Below are 22,685 nucleotides of genomic sequence, written 5' to 3' on the forward strand. Positions count from 1 at the left end.
GCTGATTGAGCCACCCTGTAAAATAGAAAATCTGCCAGTAGTAATGTACCGACAGATTTAATAGACGATTTCAAAAATCCCATGATTGGTTGAGATAAACGTTCCTGAAAGGTCTAAATCCCGACCATAGGCTTGATAATCAATATAGTTTTGAAGACTAGCTGGTACTTCGCCTAAAGCACCCGTTTCTTCAATGTAGTAGCGTGCCACGTCATACATATCATCACAATCGGAATGAATGATAATATCCTCTTGATGTTCGCTTAGTTCTTCAATGCTTGAAAAATGAGTGAGCAGAGCAGATAGCTCCGATTGTAATTCTTCGGGTAATTCCGATACCATTTCCCATAGTCGATTGAGTTCGCCAATGGAAGTGTATTCGTCAACCGTAAAGGGTAACTCGTAGTCATGAATGGCGTATTCCTCATATTCATCATTCAAGCCGATTTTCTCTTTGACTTCCTCAAAGTCAATGGGAAAGGTAAACCACGCACCGACCAATTCGCCCTCATTGTATTTGCCTAAATTCGCAATATAGACTTGCATATCGTCCATATATTCACGTCCTTTCTTTGTAGAGATTCAAAAATCCCTACCGCACTTCGTTTGGTGTACCATTCCTTTGCGGAACATAAGAAAACCACTTATATTCCACAAAAGAACGGTTTTATTTAAGCACCAATAATGCGATTGAATAGCTCTAGTAAAATGTCTTTTACTCCAGCAGCGTTGAAGACTAAGCCAACCGCAATAATCGCAATAATTAAAAAGCCAATCAGTTTGCTAAACTCACGCTTGAAGCCAAGATACAAGCCAATCACAACGATTGCTAAAAGCACCAGTGATTGAGCGTTTGATAGAAACCAGTTATAAAGGTTTTGTCCAAAATTCATAAAAATGTTCTCCTCTCTATATTCAATGAATTTGTATTTGAGTTATTTTTTTGTTGTTATCACGTCCTGTTCTTTTACTGACTGTTGCTTCAAAATCTGCTTGTGTCGGTCTGTCAGTTTCGCATGGTCGAGAATGTCTTTTACAACCTGCGTCTGGTTGATTTCATCAAGTTTAATCGCAACCTTTAAGGTCGGGGCAACTTGATGAGATAGCCAGTTCAGCGTCCTTTGGAAGGAGTAAGGCTCTGGTTTTGTGGTTAGTTTTAATCGTTCACGATTGTTCCCAATAAACCAAGCCCATTCTTCATTCAGTTTCCAATCAGAACGAGGTTTGGAATCGTCTTTATCTACAAAACGGATATACCGATTGATAATTTTAAAGGCGGTATGCTCTGGATTGTCATAGACGAGTAAATCACGGACTGCATAATAGGCACGCTCATTTTTCAATCGAATCTCAAAACGGTTTTTTACTTCTGCGTCTTCAATGGGAATATCATTTTTCTTGTACTGCTCGTAGTCCTTTTCATAGATACAGAAATAAACTTCACTTTGTAATGAACCGATATAGAGGGTGTTTCCCATACATTCCTTTTCCTCTTTGCGTACCAGTTCGCCACTGCGATAGCTTTTAAAACTGCGGAAGACGGAGATACATTCTTCCTGTTGGCACTTTTCAGTGAGTACAGGGATATTCAAAATCCCTGTCTTATCGTTAATGGCAAGGTCAAGGCGTTTCATCACACCGCCAGCCACCAAAACGTCCATAAAGAACTCATACCAGCTTCTTTGTTGTGCCAGAAGATAGCTTTCAAATTGTCTGCACCCACGACCTTTCAATTCCACCAGAACTCCTTTGTCCAGTTCATGGGAGCAAAGGACGAATATGTCGCCTAAAGCATAATGCTCTGAATAAGAATAGAAACCATAGTCCTCATGAAGAAAATAGGACAGTTTCAGTTGTAAGATGTTTTCGACCACCTGCTGTACGTCTGTTGTCGGAAAGCGAATCCTTACATAATCAAACAGCATTTCAAGGGGAGCGTCGGGATTGAAGCGTTCCAGAGCTTCCCAAAGGGACTGCTGTAAATCCTCTGATGGCTTGACTTTTCCTGTTTCAATATCGCTTAGATACTGCCTTGTAATACCAGTCGCAACAGCTAAACGGTTTTGAGATAGTCCATAAGCCAAGCGTTTTTCTTTTAAATGCTGTAACCAAGTTTGTTCATTCAGTAAAAATCCCTCCAATCAAAAAGGCGTATGTCAACTTTTAAAGCCCATTTGACATACGCTGAAATTTTGTAAATCCCTTGTAACCAAAGGATTTTCTAATGTTTTTTTGACTGTTTCCTGTCGATTTGTACCCCCCTGTTAGATACGGGGGGTTAAGTGCTGGCGTGGCTATTGCCACACCAGCCAGCAAGATCAGTCCACACCTGCGACTTCCGCTTCGCACGTCGCCTGCGTGGACTGTCTGCTGTTGGATAACTTTTTAATTTCCTCCAAGAAATCATATCCTTTTGGTACAAGGGGAGTATAAAACTCTGATATGACACTTGTTCCTACATCAACATAGCCACGACCTTTGATTCGCTTTAAGAAGAAATCCTTTTGTACGTCACTGCCAAACATCATGCCATAGCCCATTTCAGACATACGACCTAAAGCCACTCTGAAATTAAACTGATCACGGATTCCGTCGCCTAAATATTTTGCGTCTGGACGTTGACAAGCCAGTATTAGAAAGAAGCCAGCTTGACGACCTAACATGACAATCTGTTTCAGCTTATTCATAACTGCGGTGTTTTCTTTTGTTCCCAGCATTTCCATGAAAGCGACGTATTCATCAAAGATTAAGAAGTGTGCCGGGAGACCTAAGTAAGCATAATTTTTGCCAGTCTTATAGTTCTTCATCTGCTTCATTTCCTCACTACGTTTCATCATTTCTTCATAGAATGTTTCAATGCAAGAAAGCAAGTCTTCTTTTCTATAGTAGACATTTGCCATCACAGAACCTAAGTCCGCAAGGTCAGCATTTTTCGGGTCAAGAATATACAGTTTTGAATCTGTATGAAGCAAGGCTTCAATCAGTGTCAGTATAAAGTAAGTTTTACCGCCACCTGTACCACCAGCAATCAACATATGAGGGAGCTTATCATATTCCCACCATACGTTTTTCATTAAGCGAAGTTTACCATCTTTAGCTTCTACTTCATCAATAGAAATACGACTGGCTATGGTGTCATAGAGCAAAGTATATTCCACATAGGAATCCTTTAACTCTTTATCCGTCAGCTCACAGTACAAGCCACTCTCTAATTTCTTTTCCAAGTGTAAGAGTTGGTCTTGATATTTTCCCAGCGTGATTTCCACCCGTATCTGTATCAAGCCATTTTTAAGTCGATAATACATTTTAGGGAAGTAGGTTATCTTTTCCTTTGTACGACCAGCACTATCTTTAAAGAAACCCTCTGTTTTGACCTGTTCAGATTCATACCACTTGTTTTCAAGTATCATCTTTGCCAGTTTTTGACGGTGGTAAAGTTGTTTAACCGTATCATAGCGAACCCGTTTGAATACAAACGCTACCAGCAAGCAGATAAGAATTGCGACACTGAAACTGATAATTAAATAGGGAATGTCAATCTTATCTGCTTGTGATAGGTTAAAATCCTGCCAGTTGATCTGCTGGATTGTCTTCACATGAAACAGTCCGACAACCAGCAGGAAAACAGGCAGGAGTGACGCTATCGTAAAATGAAAGACTAAATCTTTACCAGATGGGCGAATCCTTTTACCACGCTGTTTCATGCGAAAAAGTCTCCTTTCTACCTAGCGACTATTTGTCTTGTGTCGGTTCTTTCTTTGCTTGTGGTTGAGCTTTGAATGAACTAGAATCCTTTGTCAGCACAATATCGTCTGCCTTGATATACCAGTCAACATCTGCTCCTTGATAGGTGGCAGTAGCAACGGTGTCCGCAATGGGATTGATAAGTTCCACCCGTGCGTTATAATCAAACTCTTTCAAAGGCACGCTGGCAGGAATACTTACTTGAATCATGCGTCCTTGTCCTTTGGATTTTAAGTCATAGGTACGTTCCTTGATTTCATCTGAAACCGACCCGTCTTCATTTTGGATTCTCACTTCACGACGTAGAGCAGAGAATTTCAATTCTCCAAAAGTCGTGTCTTTATCTAATACAATGCCATTTGCTAATCTCATCATTTTTCCTCTCTTTCTTTATTCTTTTATCATGTCGTCAGCATGTAAAAGGTAATTTGTAAAACCACGAGTGCCGATTTTGTAGCCCTCTGCGGTAATACGTGGATTGACTAACTTCACACGTTCCTCAAAGCCGAAATGTTTTTCGCCAGCTTCAGCAGGAAGCACCACCACAATATCATCTGCTCTTTGAACATCAGAATAGAGATTATAGCTTCTTGATAAGACAGTTAGCCGTCCGTTGATTCTTCGCTGAACGACTTTATCCTCGCCAGCAAATTCTAAATTGCCGAATGTTTTTTCCATGTTGGGAATCACAAATTTAAGTTCCATATTTTTACCTATCCTTTCTTTTTTATTGGCTGAATGAATGTTTGATGGTCTTAAAGAGTGGGGAACGACCTTTTGATTCTTGATTTTTTGTTTTCATAAGTTCACTTCCTTTCAAAATCGGGTAAAAAAATAGACACCTCATTTTTTGAAGTGTCTACCTATTAAATATTCAAATTTTATTGGAAGTATCTTTATATCTTCACTTTTCAAGGATAAATCGTCGTATCAAAGCTCATTCATAAGTAGTAAATTAGTAGTAAATTGAGTGGTTTTGACCTTGATAAAGTGTGATAAGTCCAGTTTTTATGCGGATAACTAGATTTTTATGCTATTTTTCTTTGAAAAAAGGTTGAGACAAACTGTCTTCAACCTTTTATAAGTATTATCATAAAGTAAAAACTATTTTAAACTACTATTTACCCATTCAATAAAATTACTTGTCGAATCACCAGAAACTTCTGCCTCTGTGTGTTGTTGCCCCCAAACAGTTGCAAAATCTTCATTTTTGATGCCGAAATTCTGTAAAGCAAGTGAAAGATTTAGCTCTGTAGCCAAGGCTGTATCTCCTTGGCTAAGACCTGAACGAATTCGCCAATATTTTGCTACATTAGAAGTTTGATAACCATCATATTATCGCTAAATGGGAAGCTTTCCCTTAAAGGAAATCACTCTATCCGGTAAACTTAGGAGAGAGAAAGCCAGCAGTATGAGGAAAGAGTTTCATTTGATATGAGGCTTGGAGCTGTTAGGCTGGCGAGCTAAGGCTAAGACTAGCCTTGGTTTAGCTAACAAAACAGCTTTAAGGGTTCCTCGTTTCAAATAAAATGAAAATAATTGCCCTCAATATCACCATTTTTTTGGGACATAATCACTTTCGATTAACAGGAAAAGTTAACTTCAATGATTATCTAACGATTTGACGTTTTATGACTAGCCATAGCAATAAAGCCCAATTTCTGTTTATTCTTAGCAAACATTTTATACATCGTTAAAAACTGCTTTCTATTCTCCTTTTTACAAGCATTTACACAAATTTTCAAAGTTCCTAGCCAACCTTCGTCATAAATCATACCTGATAATTTCATTAATGTCATTTCACCAGTCAATACTTTCACATCATGATAACCTGATTCTATCATCACCTGTTCCCAACCTTCTTGAGTTAAAGGACCTACATTTACATGAATTGCTTGTGACAATTCCTGTCTGACAGACTCTTTAGCTTCCTTAAGAAGCACATCATGTGTCAAAAGAAGACCTTCAGGTTTTAAAACCCTTAGATACTCCATTACACATTTTTTCTTAGCTTGATCGGCTTGCATAGTCAGCATAGCTTCATTTATAACAATATCAAAACTAGCATCTTCATAAGGAAGTTTCATTGCATTAGCTCTTTCAAACCTGATTAGATGCCCAACACCTGCTGTTTCAGCAGATTTTTTAGCCACTTCTAAAGCTTGAGCATCCATATCAACAGCAGTTATCTTACAACCAAAACGCTGTGCCAACTCAATTGCTGTAGTTCCCCTATTACACGCAACCTCTAATATTCTCTTTTCTTTTGAAAATCTTCCTTCCGCAATTAACCAATCTGTGGCACGTTTTCCACCTGGACGTAAGCGTTTTTTCCCCAATTTTGCTAAAAACTTATGACCTGCTTCTGACATTTGAACACCTCTGTTTTTTTCTTCATTATAACATAAAATGATATTGTCTGACAATTCTAATCTATTGTTTGATAAACTAGAATCAAAAGCATAGAAGCCACAATGAGTATAGCATAAATTTATTATTATCTCTCTAGATCGAATTCAACTCCTCGTATCATATACACATTCAGGTTACGACTATTTTTATACTTTGGAATTGCTCTCATCTTCATCCGCTCTACTAACCTCCACCTTTCTATTCGTAGAGCTACGATTTCTCTATCCCTTCCTCTGCCGATTCTTATTTTCAGCGTCAGACTTGAGATTCGCTAACAGGTTCACTAGTAAATGGTACCCACAAATAATACTCAATGGAAATCAAAGAGCAAACTAGAACGTTAGCTGGATAATGTACTTGAGTACGGCAAGACAAAGCTAACGTGGTTTTGAAGAGTATTACAAATCCAGATGAACGACTTGCCCGTCGTACCCCAAAAAAAAACGAGCACTTTCGTACTCGTTCTCTCTGTATAAACTACTAATTAAAGTGAGTTAACGTCAACCTTGATACCAACACCTTGAGTAGTTGTGATTGTCAAGCTTGTTACGTAAGTTCCTTTTGCTGTAGCTGGTTTAGCTTTTTGGATTGTTTCGTTGAATGCTTTGAAGTTTTCAACTAACTTGTCAGCTTCAAATGAAACTTTACCGATGATAGCTTGTACGATACCTGCACGGTCAGCACGGTAAGTGATTTTACCACCTTTAGACTCTTCAACTGCTTTTGCAACATCCATTGTTACAGTACCAGTTTTAGGGTTTGGCATCAAGTTACGTGGTCCAAGGACACGTCCAAGACGTCCAACAAGAGCCATCATGTCAGGTGTAGCGATAACTACATCGAAGTCCAACCAACCGTCGTTGATTTTAGCAACAAGGTCGTCTTCACCAACGAAGTCTGCTCCAGCAGCTTTAGCTTCTTCAGCTTTTGCACCACGTGCAAATACAAGAACGCGAGCTGTTTTACCAGTACCGTTTGGCAATACCATTGCTCCACGGATTTGTTGGTCAGCTTTTTTCACGTCGATGTTCAAGTTGTATGCAACTTCTACAGTTGCGTCAAATTTTGCAAAGTTAGTTTCTTTTGCAAGAGCTACAGCTTCTTCTACGCTGTATGCTTTTGTGCTGTCGATTTTCTCAAGAGCAGCACGAAGTTGTTTGCTTTTTTTAGCCATTTTCTATTCTCCTTGTAAGTGGTTCAATCGATTTTCATCTCCCACGTCACTTCTCGAAATGATGAAGTCTTGCGGGTTATATAGGGAAGTTATTGATTAGTCAACAACAGTGAATCCCATAGAACGAGCAGTACCTTCGATCATACGCATTGCAGACTCAATGTTTGCAGCGTTCAAATCTGGCATCTTAGTTTCTGCAATTTCTTGTACTTGTGCACGAGTAACTGTAGCAACTTTAGTTTTGTTAGGTGTACCTGATCCTTTTTCAACACCTGCAGCTTTTTTCAAAAGAACAGCAGCTGGTGGTGTTTTAGTAACGAAAGTAAATGATTTATCTTCGTATACTGAGATAACAACTGGAATGATCATACCAGCTTGATCAGCTGTACGAGCGTTGAACTCTTTTGTGAATCCCATGATGTTGATACCAGCTTGACCAAGAGCAGGTCCAACCGGTGGAGCTGGTGTAGCTTTACCAGCAGGGATTTGCAATTTTACAAGTTTTTCGACTTTTTTAGCCATTTTTAAATCCTCCTTTGTGGTTTTGGCGGTAATTTAGAGATTTTTACCTCCCACAAGTATGTTTTACACATACCCTACTATTATACACTAATCTATCTCAAATGCAAGAGAAAAATTCTATTTTTAGAGAAATTTTATTACTGAATTTGGCTATTATTTCTTTCGTGAAAGAGTTCTGAACCACAAACAAAAAACCGCTCTGTTTTGAGCGATAATTGGAATAAATAGCATTCAATTTTCATACATTATAGTGCTTCTAACTCCATCTACAAGTGTTCAACCAAGTCCGCTTCCTGATACTAAGTCAAATCTACATCACGATGATCTGCTAAAAAACAGGAACCAAGCGTAAAGAACTCCCTATTTGAATGATTTGTTTCACTTTAACTTCCTTTTCAACAAGAGAGTCACTGCTTGATTAAAACCATCACACCAGTTGTACCATTTTGCTTCATACTCATCTTCAGGCAAGATATGATTTTTTAAATCCAGAATAGAATAAATCTTTCTTTCCTCGCAAGCTTGCATATAGAGATGATATAGTTCATCACCACCATCTTTATCCCACTCAGCAGAAATCGTATTTTGACCTGCTAACAAAGCTTGGTAAGCTCTGTGATGCCCATCTGTAATCAGCAAACAATCTCCAGATGCAAGAACACTAATTGGGTTTATATTTGGCCTCTCTACCGAGTGATAAAGCATCTGGATATAATGCAACTTCTTTTCTGATAAGTATAGTTGAGTCGGATGAAGATCTTTTATGTTGACTTCCATTTTTATCTCCTCAAGAAGGGCTAAACCCTACTTTTGTTTGCCTGTAAAGCGCCATTGAAAGCGAAGTTTGTCATAAAACGGAAATTCAATGAATAGAATTCCAAGACCCAGACAGAGACTGGCAAGAACATCTGATGGGTAATGAACTCCCAGATAGACTCTAGAAATGATTACACTTACTAGATAGACTCCAAGTAAAATCTGGAAAATGAGCTTTACAGTCCTATCTTTTACTCTCTGTCCCACAATGATAATTAGAGAACCGATTAGGAGGGTTACTGCTAGCGAGTGACCACTAGGGAAAGAAAATCCTTTTTCCTCCACTAAATGTAAAATATCTGGTCGCGGACGTTGATAGAGGTGTTTTAAGGACACAATTAAAATTCCAGCCAAACTAAGATTGCCAGCTACTAAAAGGCTTTCTGACTTCCACTTTTTCAGATAAAAAATAACAGTCAATAGAATTGCCCAAGAAATAACGATTGGTAAGTCAATCAGACGAGTAATTCCACGAAAGATAGTTGTTAATATAGCTGGTAAATCTCCACGGATTGCTGTCTGAATAGACGAATCAAATGGTATCAATTGTTCTGGATAAAACTTAACTACATAACCCAGAATTACAAATAGTAAAAGGGCAAAAGAGCCCTTTGTTAAAAATGTTTGTTTATTTTTCATAGCGTTTCAAAGTTGGTTTTAGAAGGACAAATAATAACCAGAATGAGATGGCAAAAATAAGACCTTCAATCAAATTAAATGGCAAGACCATTGTCAACAAGTAATTACTAAGTCCTAAAATATTCTCAATATCGAAGTTAGCAAATTTTGCATACAAAGGTACAGCATAAACGTAGTTTAGAACGAGCATCGCTATAGTAAGACCAATCGTTCCGGCTAATGAAGCTAGGACAAAACGCATGGTTGTACGCTCTTTTTTCCAAATCAGACCAAAAGCAAGAACAAAGACTCCTAAGGCTACGATATTCATCGGCAAACCAATGTAGGTACTAACTCCTTGGTTGTTCAGAAGGATTTTCAGCAAGGACCGAAGGAATAGCACTCCTAAAGCTGCTGGTAAATCCAAGACCACCAAGCCCACAAGGACAGGTAAGATACTGAATTCAATCCTCAAAAAGGACGCCGCAGGCAAGAGCGGAAAGTCAAAGTACATCAACACAAATGAAAGTGCTGATAAAATTGCAATGGTCGAAAGTCGACGTGTGTTTGTCATAACAGGTTCCTCCAATTTTCTATAAAATCAGAAGAAGTTGGAAAGTTTCTCTCTATCTACTCTCTTAACTATCTCAAAAAATAACCTAGATTTCTAACAAAACCGGTTTTGTTTCTATTGTATGTTGAAGCAGAATAGACAAAGCTATCCTTTCGTCTTCTCCCATCCAGACTATACTGTCGGTTGTGGAATCTCACCACATCAGCTTGCGCTCGCGGACTTCTTTTAGAGTAAGGAAATGGAGATTTTTATTTTAGACTAGGCGACAAGCTGTAGGCATAACTTTTGGTTAGGCAAAGCTTGGCAACAAAGTATAAAAGGAAAAGAACATTTCCGAGTAAAAGTCACCGCCGGTCGGGAATTACACCCAGCCCTGAAGACCCCTTTATGATAACAAAAAAAGCTTGCAAGCGCAAGCATTTTATCTCTTATCAGTGTTTATTTCAACTTATCCATTTCGTAAGTATGAATCAGTTCGAGACCCGCAAAATTTTGTTGACGAAGGGCCTCATAGACGATCATACAGACTGTATTAGAAACATTCAGGCTACGAACATGTTCATCATTCATAGGAATTCTGAGAGCTTTTTCAGGATGTTCCCGCATAAATTCCTCAGGCAAGCCTTTATCTTCACGTCCAAAAAGAAAATAATGGTTTCCTTCTATCGTGAAGTCAGCATCTGAATAGACCTTTTCTGCAAACTTAGAAATCAAGTAGACTTGACCATCCATTTTTTTCATAAATTCATCTAAACTATCATAAAAATAGATCTCAAGTTTGTCCCAATAGTCTAGCCCGGCTCGCTTCATTTTACGATCGTCAATCGGAAAGCCCATCGGTTTGATAATATGAAGGGGCGCATTCGTCGCCGCACAGGTTCGTGCAATATTCCCCGTATTTTGTGGAATTTGTGGTTCAAACAATACAATATGATTGGCCATGCCTTGCTTCCTCTCACTAGTGCAAAAAAATAGCCACACTGCCCGGAGTCAAGCTCAGCAAACAGCGTGGTTAAGGCGTCGTTAACTTACCTCACAACAGGTTTGAAGTAAATCAGCGAAACTACTTTTTTAGTATAACACTTTCAGCCTGATTGTCAATAGAAATGACTTGATTTTTTCATTTTTTTTACAAGCATATTTACAAAAGTTAAAATTTCAACTTTCAGCAAGCAATATCATAGAATTTACATAGATTAAGAATTTTCGGAACAAGTTTTTTCATAAACATATGATGTTTAAAGCAAAATATTTGTTCGAATTCCCCTAATCCCTTTATTAAAGAAGGAAGCAGTCGGTTGTTGAGTGCATTTTTTTCTAAAAAAAGGTATGATAGAGACATATTGAAAAAGAAGGTTAACTAACTATGAAGATTATTCTTGTCGGAGGGGGAAAAGTAGGTTCTGCCCTCTGTCGTTCACTTGTTGCTGACAACCATGATGTTGTCTTAATCGAACAGAACGAAACTGTTCTAAAATACTTGACCAGCCGTTTTGATATTATGGGAATCGCAGGTAATGGAGCTGACTTTGCTATGTTAGAAGCAGCCAATGTCCAAGATTGTGATATTTTCATTGCCATGACTCAATACGACGAAGTCAATATGGTTTCGGCTGTTTTAGCCAAAAAAATGGGAGCAAAAGAAACCATCGTTCGGGTCCGTAATCCTGAATATTCCAACCCTTACTTTAAAGAAAAAAACATTCTCGGTTTTTCACTGATTGTCAACCCAGAACTCCTAGCAGCTCGTGCTATCGCCAACATTATAGATTTCCCTAATGCTCTTTCTGTTGAGCGTTTTGCAGGTGGATTAGTCAGCTTAATGGAATTCAAGGTACGAAATGACAGTAATATTTGTCAGATGTCTATTGCTGATTTCCGTAAAAAGTTTGGCAATGTAATCGTCTGTGCCATCGAACGCGATCACAAACTCATGATTCCTAGCGGAGATATGATTTTAGAGGATAAAGACCGTATCTTCGTGACAGGAAGCCGTGTCGATATGATGCTCTTCCACAACTATATTAAGTCCAGAGTTGTTAAGAGTCTGCTCATTATTGGTGCTGGAAAAATTGCTTACTATCTTTTAGGTATTCTAAAAGACAGTCGTATCGATACCAAGGTTATTGAGGTCAATCCTGAAAGAGCTGCCTTTTTCAGCGAAAAATTCCCTAAACTCTATATAGTCCAAGGTGATGGAACAACTAAGGACACTCTTTTAGAAGAAAGCGCCCAAAACTACGATGCTGTTGCCACTTTAACAGGAGTCGACGAGGAAAATATCATTACCTCTATGTTCTTGGATAACATAGGTGTTCAGAAAAATATTACCAAAGTAAACCGCACTAGCTTATTAGAAATTATCCACGCAACAGATTTCTCAAGTATCATCACCCCTAAAACGATCGCTGTTGATACCATCATGCACTTTATCCATGGTCGTGTAAATGCGCAATATTCTGACCTTCAAGCTATGCACCATCTAGCAAATGGACAGGTAGAAACTCTTCAATTCCTGATCAAGGAAGCCAATAAAATGACTGGCAAGCCTTTATCTCAATTGAAGCTCAAAAAGGATATCTTGATTGCTGCTATTATCCGCAATGGAAAAACGATCTTCCCAACAGGAGAAGATACCCTCCAGGTCGGTGATAAGCTAGTGGTTATCACTTTGCTTTCAAATATCACCAAAATTTATGATTTGTTAGAGAGGTAAGCTATGAATAGAAGTATGGTACGCTTTCTTCTTGCAAAGCTACTCTTGATTGAAGCTGGGCTACTTTTAGTTCCGGTTGGTATTGCTCTTTACTATCGAGAATCTAATCAAGTTTTTACAGCTCTTTTCTCTACCATCGGGATTCTTGTTGTCCTAGGTCTACTCGGAATCATCAGTAAACCTAAAAAACAACGTCTCTATGCTAAAGAAGGAGTCTTAATTGTTGCCCTATGTTGGATCCTCTGGTCTTTCTTTGGCTCCCTTCCCTTTGTCTTTTCAGGTCAAATCCCCAATTTTATCGATGCCTTCTTCGAAACTAGTTCCGGCTTCACTACTACGGGAGCAACTATCTTAAATGACGTTTCTGTACTAAGTCGTTCGCTTCTATTTTGGCGGAGCTTTACCCACCTCATTGGAGGGATGGGGGTGCTAGTTTTTGCCCTAGCTATTATGGACAATGCAAAAAACAGCCACTTAGAGGTTATGAAGGCCGAGGTCCCTGGACCAGTATTTGGTAAGGTGGTATCTAAGCTAAAAAATACAGCACAAATCCTCTACATCCTGTATCTGGCAATGTTCGCCCTCTTTGTAGTGATTTATTATCTTGCCGGTATGCCACTCTACGATAGTTTTGTCATCGCTATGGGAACTGCTGGGACTGGTGGTTTCACTGTTTACAATGATGGAATCGCCCACTATAATAGTTCTCTCATTACCTATCTGACGAGTGTTGGGGTCTTGATGTTTGGTGTCAATTTCAACCTCTACTACTATCTCATGCTTCGTCGAGTCAAGGAATTCTTTTTTGATGAGGAGCTTCGTGCTTATCTCTTGATTGTCGTCGTTTCTACCGGCTTAATTACTCTCAATACACTCCACCTTTATAGTGGCGTTTCACAAAGTTTTGAGATGGCCTTCTTCCAAGTCTCTAATATCATTACGACAACTGGTTTCGGTTATGGCAACATTACAAATTGGCCTTTGTTTTCACAATATATCCTACTGATGTTGATGGCGATTGGTGGTTCTGCTGGATCTACTGCTGGTGGTCTCAAAGTAATGCGTGGAGTTATTCTAGCTAAAATTGCTAAAAATCAATTTTTGTCTACCATATCCCCTCACCGTGTTTTAACTCTCCATGTTAATCAAACGGTAGTCGACAAGGACACCCAACACAAGATTCTCAAGTACTTTGTAGTTTACATTATGATTCTACTCAGCTTAATGTTCATTATCAGTTTAGATGCTAACAATTTAATGATTGTTACGAGTGCCGTTTTCAGTTGCTTTAACAATATCGGCCCAATTCTCGGAACAACTGCAAGTTTCTCAATTTTTAGTCCATTTTCAAAACTCCTCCTATCCTTTGCAATGATTGCAGGACGTCTTGAAATTTATCCAATCATATTACTCTTTATGAAGCGAACCTGGTCTAAGCGTTAGCAATGTTATTATCAAAAAGCACATCCTTCAAAAAATTGAGGGATGTGTTTTTTCTGTTGATAAGATTTTTAAAAGACAATTGAGAGTCAAAAAATAACACTTGGGAAAAAGATGATTTTTCATGAATCATTTTAGTTATAATTTTAAAAAAACGTAGGGGTTTTATATGGAAAAAATGAACAAATCAATCCAACTTCTTTTATTGATTTCCTTGGTATACTTAGGCTGCTGTAGTTGCTTAGTTTGGCCTGGTATTGCTTTAACACTCAAACAATCCTGCTTTTACTTTTTACTTCTCTTACTGTTTTTAGCAGGTATCTGTACATTTATCCACAATCTCTCAGGACATGATCATGTGAGAAGTCAGCTACACAATCGTAGTCGATCCTTCTTTTTATTGTATAGCAGCATGGTTATCATTAACGTTGCTGGAGTCTGCTTTATTTTATTTGAAAGTATAAGCACTGACACTCTACTACAAAAAGAAATCGTTGACTTGTTACTCATCTCTTTCTTTTTCCTTTTCGGACTTGATATTGCTACCTTTCTACCGTTAAACAAATGGAGAAAATTACCAACCCATAAAAAGACAGGCAGGCTAACAACCCTTATCTTTCTTAGTTTATTTTTTCTGAACAATCCTTTAACCATATTTTCTGTCAGTTTTTATATCCTTTTGGGAGTCAGCTTTCTAACCTTTTTATTTCCTAAAACCTTAAGACAAGATTTATCCTTCTATAGTCATTTAATTCGAAACATCTTACTTGTTTTATCTACGCTTATGTTCTGGTAATTAATAGAATTCCTATCCAAAGTATGCTATAATGAAATAAATTTTTTAGGAGATATATGAATGAATTTTTTTAAAGATTATCGTAAACGATTGATTTGGCTAGGAATCTTTCTTGTGGCAATGGCCCTATCGCAAGTTCCTATCGTGACTTTAATGCTACTTCAAAAAACGCAACTTGGATCTATCTGGTCATCTCTAATAGTGGGACTTGTCTCTACTGCTGTTGTTACACTCTTTTTATATGGTGCTCACAAAAGTAAGTTATTAAATCTAAAATCAAAACTCTTTGCTATTAATGACGCCCCTCGAATTGCTCTTAGTTATGTAGCCATTGTCACAGGAAATCTGATTGGTGCGATTTGGTTACAACTTCTGAAGCAAACAACTACTTCGAATCAAGAGGCTATCAATAGCATCATGTCAGAAAGCTCTCTAATTTCCAGCATTTTCGTGGTTGCAATAGTGGCACCTATTTGTGAGGAAGTTATCTGTCGAGGTATCATCCCTACTAAACTCTTCGAAGGATACGAAAAAATTGGGTATATTTTAGGTTGGTTTCTCTTCACTATAGCCCATATCCCAAATAATCTTCCTTCTTTCTTAATCTATGGCTGGATGTCTGCCGTCCTAACTTGGACTGCTTATCGCACCAAACGTTTAGAGATGTCTATCTTCCTTCATTTAGTAATTAATGGAGTCAGCATTCTATTGCTTATCCTCCTTACATTCCTTATCAAGGTTGTTGGTATAGATGCTTTTCAATAAACGAAGGTTCCACTACTAATATAATTTAAAATAAAAAGACTAGAAATCTATTTAATTTCTAGTCTTTTTGTTTATTCTTTGAGTGATTCCAAACTAAGTTAATGAGGCTGGTAGCTAATCCACTTTTTAACTGTTACGACAAAAAAATCCACGAATCAATACCATTCGTGGATTTTGCCTAGCGAAGCGTTTAAGTAAACTGCCATTGCGGTTACCGTTTATTAGATTACGAAACTTAGTGAGGCAGTTAGGATAACCTTCCCATCGGACTGTTACGACAAAAAAGTCCACGAATCGATACCATCCGTGGACTTTTCCTAGTGAAACGTTTAGGTGAACTGCCATAACTGTTACCGTTTATTAGAATACGACACGGAGTTTGGCAAATCGATTATATTTGCCAAACGTAGTTAGTAAGGCAGTTAGCTAGTTCGCCGAATAGCGACTAGCATCCAACAATTAGGAACTTTAGTTCCAATTGTTGGTACTGAATTACATCTTTTCTTCCAACTCCACATCTGGGTACTTGTCCGCAAACCAGCGGAGGGCAAAGTCATTTTCGAAAAGGAAGACAGGTTGGTCAAAACGGTCTTTGGCCAAGATGTTTCGACTTGAAGACATACGTTCATCTAAATCTTCTGGTTTAATCCAACGAACTGTCTTTTTACCCATTGGAGTCATGACAACTTCAGCGTTATACTCGCCTTCCATACGGTGTTTAAAGACTTCGAACTGGAGTTGTCCAACAGCACCTAGCATATACTCACCTGTTTGGTAATTCTTATAAAGCTGGATGGCTCCTTCTTGTACCAACTGTTCCATTCCCTTGTGGAAGGATTTTTGTTTCATAACATTCTTAGGCGAAACCTTCATGAAAATCTCAGGCGTGAAGGTTGGTAGTGGTTCAAACTCAAACTTGTTCTTCCCAACAGTTAGCGTATCTCCAACCTGGTAGGTCCCTGTATCATAAACCCCGATGATATCTCCTGCTACGGCATTGGTCACATTTTCACGACTTTCCGCCATAAATTGGGTGACATTAGAAAGTTTAGCTCCCTTACCAGTACGAGGGAGATTGACACTCATACCGCGCTCAAATTCACCCGATACAATACGAACAAATGCGATACGGTCACGGTGTCGAGGGTCCATGTTGGCTTGAATTTTAAAGACAAAACCTGAGAAATCCTTATCATAAGGGTCGACAAGTTCACCGTCTGTTTTCTTGTGTCCATGAGGTTCTGGAGCAAACTTGAGGAAGGTTTCAAGGAAGGTCTGCACCCCAAAGTTAGTGAGGGCTGAGCCAAAGAAGACTGGTGTCAAGTCTCCAGCAAGAATGGCTTCCTCTGAGAATTCATTTCCTGCTTCATTCAGGAGTTCGATATCTTCTTTTACTTGCTCATAGAATGGGTTGCTAGCAAAGAGCTTATCGCCATCTTCTAGACTGGCAAAGCGGTCGTCCCCTTTATAAAGTTCCAAACGTTGGTTATAAAGGTCATAAAGTCCTTCAAAGGCTTTCCCCATCCCGATCGGCCAGTTCATCGGGTAACTCGCAATTCCCAAGACTTCTTCCAATTCTTGCAAGAGATCTAGTGGTTCACGACCGTCACGGTCCAGCTTGTTCATAAAGGTAAAGACTGGAATCCCGCGGTGTTTGACAACCTCAAACAATTTCTTAGTTTGAGCCTCGATACCCTTGGCAGAGTCAACTACCATGACCGCAGCATCCACCGCCATCAAGGTACGATAGGTATCTTCTGAGAAGTCTTCGTGCCCTGGTGTGTCAAGGATATTCACGCGCTTACCATCGTAGTCAAACTGCATAACAGATGAAGTGACTGAAATCCCACGTTGTTTCTCGATATCCATCCAGTCTGACTTAGCAAAGTTTCCTGTTTTCTTCCCTTTTACAGTACCTGCCTCACGAATCTCTCCCCCAAAGTAGAGCAATTGCTCTGTAATAGTCGTTTTACCAGCATCCGGGTGGGAGATGATGGCAAAGGTACGGCGTTTCTTAATTTCTTCTTGAATGTTCATAAGTTCTCTTTCTTTGATTATAGGATAATAGTGAATGTTTGTATGTGTTTCTTATTTCTACATTGGACTCTAACATTCCTTTCAACACTCCATTATATCGGATTTTATAGAGTTTTTCAATCGCTTATAAAAGAAAAAGCAGGCCAAAATGGTAGACCCGCTCATAAGATTCTTTTATTGACTATTTATATTTATCACCCTTAATATCTCTTTACAAATTAATTGTTTCTAGAGCCATTTTCTTTTGCCAACGTTTCTTAAACAAGATATCAAAGAGAACTAAAGCTGAAGAAAGAATGATTGAAACTAGAAGATACTTTATCCATATAGGAGCATCTGGGATAAAAGGCGTAGTATTCAAAAGCCCATAATTTCCACCTGTCACTTGATTGACTCCAACTAGAAAAAGATTAAGAACAAAAGTATAAGCGATGATTCGATACTTTTTCAGCAAGGTCTTATCGTAGTGATTCATGAGATAGACCAGGGAATTGACCAAAAGGGCATAATGACCAATGAGAAAAGAAAAACTGGTAATATGCGGGAAGTCATAGGGGTCAAAAACAGGGTAGCCCAAGGCAAATACTGCTCCACTGGCTCCCATAAGGGCAAAATACTGCTTAGTTTTCCATTTATCTGGTAAGAAAACAACCGCGAACATGGCCAAACGACAATGGTAAAGAGGTAGGCTGTTTGAAAACGGAATGCCAAAACCAATATACCAAGTGTAAAGAGCCAGCAGTTGCGCTATTTGAATCCACTTAAATAATCGAACAAATTTAGGATTTTTATAGTAAGTAAGGGACCCATATATAGACAAGGCAAGAAGACCTATCATGACTCCATACCAAAAAATGGGAATGGGAGGTGGTGTGGTTTGGGTTCTTGTAATAAAATGATGCATAAAATCTCCTTAAGGTAACGAATTCAGTTGTATATTACCTATTCTTATGTTTATATTTAACGAGTTGATTGATAAGGATGAGAATACCTGTCATCAAACTAGTTACTATCAAATAATTAACCAAGGCGCCATGATCCCCAATCACAGGTGGCTTGCTCATAAAGCCATAATTTCCTCCTGTCAAGAGATTGGCTAGAAAGATAATGGCATTGACCCCAAAAGTCATCTGGCATATTTTCCAAGTATCTCCTTTTTCAACTTTATAATATCTAACAAGATAAATCAAGCAGTTAGCCAAGAGAGCCCAATGTCCGAAAACATTGTTCACAGACGAAACATGAGGGAAAGGAAAAGGATAAAAGACTGGGTAAACCAAGGCCATGATCGAACCAAAAACTCCCACTAAGGCAAAATATTGCTTGAAAAAGGTCTTATTAGGGGCAAAAAGAATCATCCACATAGCCATGCGACTATGGTAAAAAGGGAGAGCCTCAGATAGGGGCAGACGTGCAGCAATATACCAAGCGTTGATAATGAGCAACTGAATCAATTGTCCCCAATACCAAAAGTTTCTGTAACCTTTAGATGATGCGAAACGAATCGATAAAACAGCTATGATTACCAAAGAAGTTGGTAATAAAAAGTACCATGTCCCCAAATGAGGAGGGACTGTCTTTTTACTGGTAAAAAGTAACTCCCAAAGCGTCATGTGTTATCCTTAACGTGTTCTAGTTGAGTCAATTCTACATCCTTTTTTCCAACTAGAAACGACTGTTATTCTTTCTTCTAATTTCAACCATTATATCGAATTAAAAACCTTTTTTCAATTTCTATTTCTTTTCAGCTTAGCTCACCTTATTTATAGGAAAATATGGTAAAATAGAACAGATAAATAATCATCATTTCACGAAAGGATACCAGATGAAAATTACGCAAGAAGAGGTGACACACGTTGCCAATCTTTCAAAATTAAAATTCTCAGAAGAAGAAACTGCTGAGTTTGCGACAACCTTATCTAAGATTGTTGATATGGTCGAATTGCTGGGCGAAGTCGACACTACTGGTGTTGCACCTACTACTACCATGGCTGACCGTAAAACCGTTCTCCGACCTGATGTGGCCGAAGAAGGAACAGACCGTGACCGCTTATTTAAAAATGTACCTGAAAAAGACAACTACTATATCAAGGTGCCAGCTATCCTAGACGACGGAGGAGATGCCTAATGACTTTTAACAATAAAACCATTGAAGAGTTGCACAATCTCCTTGTTTCTAAGGAAGTTTCAGCAACTGAACTAACTCAAGCAACGCTTGAAGATATTAAATCTCGTGAGGAAGCACTCAATTCTTTTGTTACAATCGCTGAAGATCAAGCTCTTGCTCAGGCTAAAGCTATTGATGAAGCTGGAATCGATGCTGACAATGTTCTTTCTGGAATTCCCCTGGCTGTTAAGGACAATATCTCTACAGACGGCATCCTAACAACTGCAGCCTCAAAAATGCTTTATAACTACGAACCAATCTTTGATGCAACAGCTGTTGCCAATGCAAAAGCCAAGGGCATGATAGTTGTTGGGAAAACTAACATGGACGAATTTGCCATGGGTGGATCAGGTGAGACTTCTTACTACGGTGCAACCAAAAATGCTTGGGACCACAGCAAGGTTCCTGGTGGATCATCAAGTGGTTCTGCTGCAGCTGTAGCTTCAGGGCAAGTCCGTTTATCACTTGGTTCTGATACTGGTGGTTCTATCCGCCAACCTGCTGCCTTTAACGGGATTGTTGGTCTCAAGCCAACCTACGGAACAGTTTCACGTTTCGGTCTTATTGCTTTTGGTAGCTCATTAGACCAAATTGGACCTTTTGCTCCAACTGTTAAGGAAAATGCCCTCTTGCTCAATGCTATTGCTAGCGAAGATGCCAAAGACTCTACTTCTGCCCCTGTTCGCATTGCTGACTTTACTTCAAAAATCGGTCAAGACATAAAGGGCATGAAAATCGCTTTACCTAAAGAATATCTTGGTGAAGGGATTGATCCAGAAGTTAAGGAAACCATCCTCAAAGCCGCTAAGCACTTTGAAAAACTTGGTGCTATCGTCGAAGAAGTTAGCCTTCCCCACTCTAAATACGGGGTTGCGGTTTACTATATCATCGCTTCATCAGAAGCTTCATCAAACTTGCAACGCTTTGATGGTATCCGTTACGGCTACCGTGCAGAAGATGCAACTAATCTTGATGAAATCTATGTAAACAGCCGTAGCCAAGGATTTGGTGATGAAGTGAAACGCCGTATCATGCTAGGTACTTTCAGCCTTTCATCAGGTTACTATGATGCCTACTACAAGAAGGCTGGACAAGTTCGCACCCTTATCATCCAAGATTTCGAAAACGTCTTTGCGGATTATGACTTGATTTTGGGACCAACTGCTCCTAGCGTTGCCTACGACTTGGATTCACTCAACCATGATCCAGTTGCTATGTACTTGGCTGACCTCTTGACAATTCCTGTCAACTTAGCTGGTCTTCCTGGGATTTCGCTTCCTGCTGGATTTGTTCAAGGTCTACCAGTAGGACTCCAATTGATTGGTCCTAAGTATTCAGAAGAAACTATCTACCAAGCTGCTGCTGCTTTTGAAGCAACAACAGACTACCACAAACAACAACCCGTGATTTTTGGAGGTGATAACTAATGAACTTTGAAACAGTCATTGGACTTGAAGTCCACGTAGAGCTCAACACCAATTCAAAAATCTTCTCACCTACTTCTGCCCACTTTGGAAATGATCAAAATGCCAACACCAACGTGATTGACTGGTCTTTCCCAGGTGTACTACCAGTTCTCAATAAAGGTGTTGTCGATGCTGGTATCAAGGCTGCACTCGCTCTTAACATGGACATCCATAAGAAGATGCACTTTGATCGCAAGAACTACTTCTACCCTGATAATCCTAAAGCCTACCAAATTTCTCAGTTTGATGAGCCAATCGGTTACAACGGCTGGATTGAAGTGGAACTAGAAGATGGTACGACTAAGAAAATCGGTATCGAACGTGCTCACCTAGAAGAAGATGCAGGTAAAAACACGCATGGTACAGATGGTTACTCTTATGTTGACCTCAACCGCCAAGGGGTACCTTTGATTGAGATTGTATCTGAAGCAGACATGCGTTCACCAGAAGAAGCTTATGCTTATCTAACAGCCCTCAAGGAAGTGATCCAATATGCTGGCATTTCTGACGTTAAGATGGAAGAAGGTTCTATGCGTGTGGATGCCAACATCTCCCTTCGTCCTTATGGTCAAGAGAAATTCGGTACCAAGACTGAATTGAAGAACCTCAACTCCTTCTCAAACGTTCGCAAGGGGCTTGAATACGAAGTCCAACGTCAAGCTGAAATCCTTCGCTCAGGTGGTCAAATCCGCCAAGAAACACGCCGTTATGATGAAGCTAATAAAGCTACTATCCTCATGCGTGTCAAGGAAGGGGCTGCAGACTACCGCTACTTCCCAGAGCCAGACCTACCACTCTTTGAAATCTCTGATGAGTGGATTGAAGAAATGCGCACTGAGTTACCAGAGTTTCCAAAAGAGCGTCGTGCTCGCTACGTATCTGACCTTGGCTTGTCAGACTACGATGCTAGCCAGTTGACTGCTAATAAAGTTACTTCTGACTTCTTTGAGAAAGCAGTTTCCCTTGGTGGCGATGCTAAGCAAGTCTCTAACTGGCTCCAAGGTGAAGTCGCTCAATTCTTGAACGCTGAAGGCAAGACACTTGAACAAATCGAATTGACTCCAGAAAACTTGGTCGAAATGATCGCTATCATTGAAGACGGCACGATTTCATCTAAAATCGCTAAGAAAGTCTTTGTCCACCTTGCTAAAAATGGTGGAGGTGCTCGTGAATACGTTGAAAAAGCCGGTTTAGTTCAAATTTCAGATCCAGATATTTTGATTCCAATCATCCATCAAGTCTTTGCCGATAACGAAGCTGCTGTTGCCGACTTTAAATCAGGAAAACGTAACGCTGACAAAGCTTTCACAGGATTCCTCATGAAAGCAACCAAAGGCCAAGCCAACCCACAAGTAGCCCTCAAACTACTTGCCCAAGAATTGGCTAAGTTGAAAGAGAACGAGTAAATATACTTTCGCTAATAGACTTTTCTACTAAA

The 22,685-nt window shown here is 39.3% G+C and carries 22 protein-coding genes, 1 pseudogene and 1 riboswitch; of the genes and pseudogenes, 6 read left to right on the top strand and 17 right to left on the bottom strand.

Going from position 1 to position 22,685, the window contains the following annotated elements; all coding sequences use genetic code 11:
- Window positions 1-57 precede the first annotated feature (57 nt).
- The 14 genes and pseudogenes from QM859_RS05285 to QM859_RS05355 form a co-directional block, all read right to left on the bottom strand.
- The gene (locus QM859_RS05285; protein WP_000342539.1) at window positions 58-555 is read right to left on the bottom strand and encodes an antirestriction protein ArdA; all 498 of its coding nucleotides are present in this window, start codon (window positions 553-555) and stop codon (window positions 58-60) included.
- 116 nt (window positions 556-671) lie between these two features.
- Entirely contained in the window at window positions 672-893 is a 222-nt protein-coding gene (locus QM859_RS05290) for a hypothetical protein (protein ID WP_001009056.1), read from the bottom strand.
- 42 nt (window positions 894-935) lie between these two features.
- On the bottom strand, window positions 936-2,141 hold the full coding sequence (mobT, locus tag QM859_RS05295; protein ID WP_000398284.1) for a MobT family relaxase: 1,206 nt from the start codon (window positions 2,139-2,141) through the stop codon (window positions 936-938).
- 177 nt (window positions 2,142-2,318) lie between these two features.
- On the bottom strand, window positions 2,319-3,704 hold the full coding sequence (locus QM859_RS05305; RefSeq protein ID WP_000813488.1) for an FtsK/SpoIIIE domain-containing protein: 1,386 nt from the start codon (window positions 3,702-3,704) through the stop codon (window positions 2,319-2,321).
- Window positions 3,705-3,732: 28 nt separating this feature from the next.
- Window positions 3,733-4,119, bottom strand: a complete 387-nt coding sequence (locus QM859_RS05310) for a YdcP family protein (protein ID WP_000985015.1) — start codon at window positions 4,117-4,119, stop codon at window positions 3,733-3,735.
- 15 nt (window positions 4,120-4,134) lie between these two features.
- The gene (locus tag QM859_RS05315) at window positions 4,135-4,449 is read right to left on the bottom strand and encodes a YdcP family protein (RefSeq protein ID WP_000420682.1); all 315 of its coding nucleotides are present in this window, start codon (window positions 4,447-4,449) and stop codon (window positions 4,135-4,137) included.
- Window positions 4,450-4,848: 399 nt separating this feature from the next.
- Complete coding sequence (locus QM859_RS05320) at window positions 4,849-5,004, bottom strand: hypothetical protein (protein ID WP_414262351.1); 156 nt, start codon at window positions 5,002-5,004, stop codon at window positions 4,849-4,851.
- A gap of 353 nt (window positions 5,005-5,357) precedes the next feature.
- Window positions 5,358-6,116, bottom strand: coding sequence for a class I SAM-dependent methyltransferase (locus QM859_RS05325; protein WP_414262352.1), 759 nt, complete (start codon window positions 6,114-6,116; stop codon window positions 5,358-5,360).
- 524 nt (window positions 6,117-6,640) lie between these two features.
- A complete protein-coding gene (rplA, locus tag QM859_RS05330; protein ID WP_001085672.1) occupies window positions 6,641-7,330 on the bottom strand; it encodes a 50S ribosomal protein L1 in 690 nt (229 codons plus the stop codon).
- Window positions 7,331-7,426: 96 nt separating this feature from the next.
- The gene (rplK, locus tag QM859_RS05335) at window positions 7,427-7,852 is read right to left on the bottom strand and encodes a 50S ribosomal protein L11 (RefSeq protein ID WP_001085808.1); all 426 of its coding nucleotides are present in this window, start codon (window positions 7,850-7,852) and stop codon (window positions 7,427-7,429) included.
- A 359-nt stretch (window positions 7,853-8,211) separates the two neighbouring features.
- Window positions 8,212-8,629 (bottom strand): annotated as a pseudogene (locus QM859_RS05340) (ParB N-terminal domain-containing protein); the annotation flags it as partial.
- A 27-nt stretch (window positions 8,630-8,656) separates the two neighbouring features.
- The gene (locus QM859_RS05345; RefSeq protein ID WP_414262353.1) at window positions 8,657-9,307 is read right to left on the bottom strand and encodes a phosphatase PAP2 family protein; all 651 of its coding nucleotides are present in this window, start codon (window positions 9,305-9,307) and stop codon (window positions 8,657-8,659) included.
- On the bottom strand, window positions 9,297-9,860 hold the full coding sequence (locus QM859_RS05350; RefSeq protein ID WP_214262338.1) for an ECF transporter S component: 564 nt from the start codon (window positions 9,858-9,860) through the stop codon (window positions 9,297-9,299). Before QM859_RS05350 ends, QM859_RS05345 begins: the two co-directional genes overlap by 11 nt.
- Before the next feature lie 150 nt (window positions 9,861-10,010).
- Window positions 10,011-10,245: riboswitch (FMN riboswitch) on the bottom strand.
- A 53-nt stretch (window positions 10,246-10,298) separates the two neighbouring features.
- The gene (locus QM859_RS05355; protein WP_414262354.1) at window positions 10,299-10,802 is read right to left on the bottom strand and encodes a tRNA (cytidine(34)-2'-O)-methyltransferase; all 504 of its coding nucleotides are present in this window, start codon (window positions 10,800-10,802) and stop codon (window positions 10,299-10,301) included.
- A 424-nt stretch (window positions 10,803-11,226) separates the two neighbouring features.
- On the opposite strand from QM859_RS05355, the gene trkA reads away from it, so the two are divergent.
- The 3 genes from trkA to QM859_RS05370 all read left to right on the top strand — a co-directional run bounded on the left by trkA (window position 11,227) and on the right by QM859_RS05370 (window position 15,577).
- The gene (gene trkA, locus QM859_RS05360) at window positions 11,227-12,576 is read left to right on the top strand and encodes a Trk system potassium transporter TrkA (RefSeq protein WP_414262355.1); all 1,350 of its coding nucleotides are present in this window, start codon (window positions 11,227-11,229) and stop codon (window positions 12,574-12,576) included.
- A gap of 3 nt (window positions 12,577-12,579) precedes the next feature.
- Entirely contained in the window at window positions 12,580-14,019 is a 1,440-nt protein-coding gene (locus tag QM859_RS05365; protein WP_414262356.1) for a TrkH family potassium uptake protein, read from the top strand.
- 853 nt (window positions 14,020-14,872) lie between these two features.
- Window positions 14,873-15,577, top strand: a complete 705-nt coding sequence (locus QM859_RS05370) for a CPBP family intramembrane glutamic endopeptidase (RefSeq protein WP_414262357.1) — start codon at window positions 14,873-14,875, stop codon at window positions 15,575-15,577.
- A 492-nt stretch (window positions 15,578-16,069) separates the two neighbouring features.
- Here QM859_RS05370 and QM859_RS05375 read toward each other — a convergent pair whose 3' ends face one another.
- From QM859_RS05375 to QM859_RS05385, 3 genes are all read right to left on the bottom strand, one after another.
- Window positions 16,070-17,614 (bottom strand): peptide chain release factor 3, encoded by a 1,545-nt coding sequence (locus QM859_RS05375; protein WP_414259526.1) that lies wholly within the window; start codon window positions 17,612-17,614, stop codon window positions 16,070-16,072.
- A gap of 211 nt (window positions 17,615-17,825) precedes the next feature.
- A complete protein-coding gene (locus QM859_RS05380; RefSeq protein WP_414259527.1) occupies window positions 17,826-18,518 on the bottom strand; it encodes a YwaF family protein in 693 nt (230 codons plus the stop codon).
- A gap of 34 nt (window positions 18,519-18,552) precedes the next feature.
- A complete protein-coding gene (locus QM859_RS05385; protein WP_414262358.1) occupies window positions 18,553-19,227 on the bottom strand; it encodes a YwaF family protein in 675 nt (224 codons plus the stop codon).
- Window positions 19,228-19,439: 212 nt separating this feature from the next.
- On the opposite strand from QM859_RS05385, the gene gatC reads away from it, so the two are divergent.
- Genes gatC through gatB form a run of 3 tightly spaced genes read left to right on the top strand, consistent with a single transcriptional unit; the run spans window position 19,440 to window position 22,653 of the window.
- Entirely contained in the window at window positions 19,440-19,742 is a 303-nt protein-coding gene (gatC, locus tag QM859_RS05390) for an Asp-tRNA(Asn)/Glu-tRNA(Gln) amidotransferase subunit GatC (protein WP_414262359.1), read from the top strand.
- Window positions 19,742-21,208, top strand: a complete 1,467-nt coding sequence (gene gatA, locus QM859_RS05395) for an Asp-tRNA(Asn)/Glu-tRNA(Gln) amidotransferase subunit GatA (RefSeq protein WP_414262360.1) — start codon at window positions 19,742-19,744, stop codon at window positions 21,206-21,208. The genes gatC and gatA overlap by 1 nt, the downstream gene beginning before the upstream one ends.
- Window positions 21,208-22,653 (top strand): Asp-tRNA(Asn)/Glu-tRNA(Gln) amidotransferase subunit GatB, encoded by a 1,446-nt coding sequence (gene gatB, locus QM859_RS05400; protein WP_414262361.1) that lies wholly within the window; start codon window positions 21,208-21,210, stop codon window positions 22,651-22,653. The genes gatA and gatB overlap by 1 nt, the downstream gene beginning before the upstream one ends.
- Window positions 22,654-22,685: the final 32 nt, after the last annotated feature.

Origin of the sequence: Streptococcus infantis (assembly GCF_047463175.1) — a bacterium.
In the GTDB taxonomy this organism is placed as follows: domain Bacteria; phylum Bacillota; class Bacilli; order Lactobacillales; family Streptococcaceae; genus Streptococcus; species Streptococcus infantis_AC.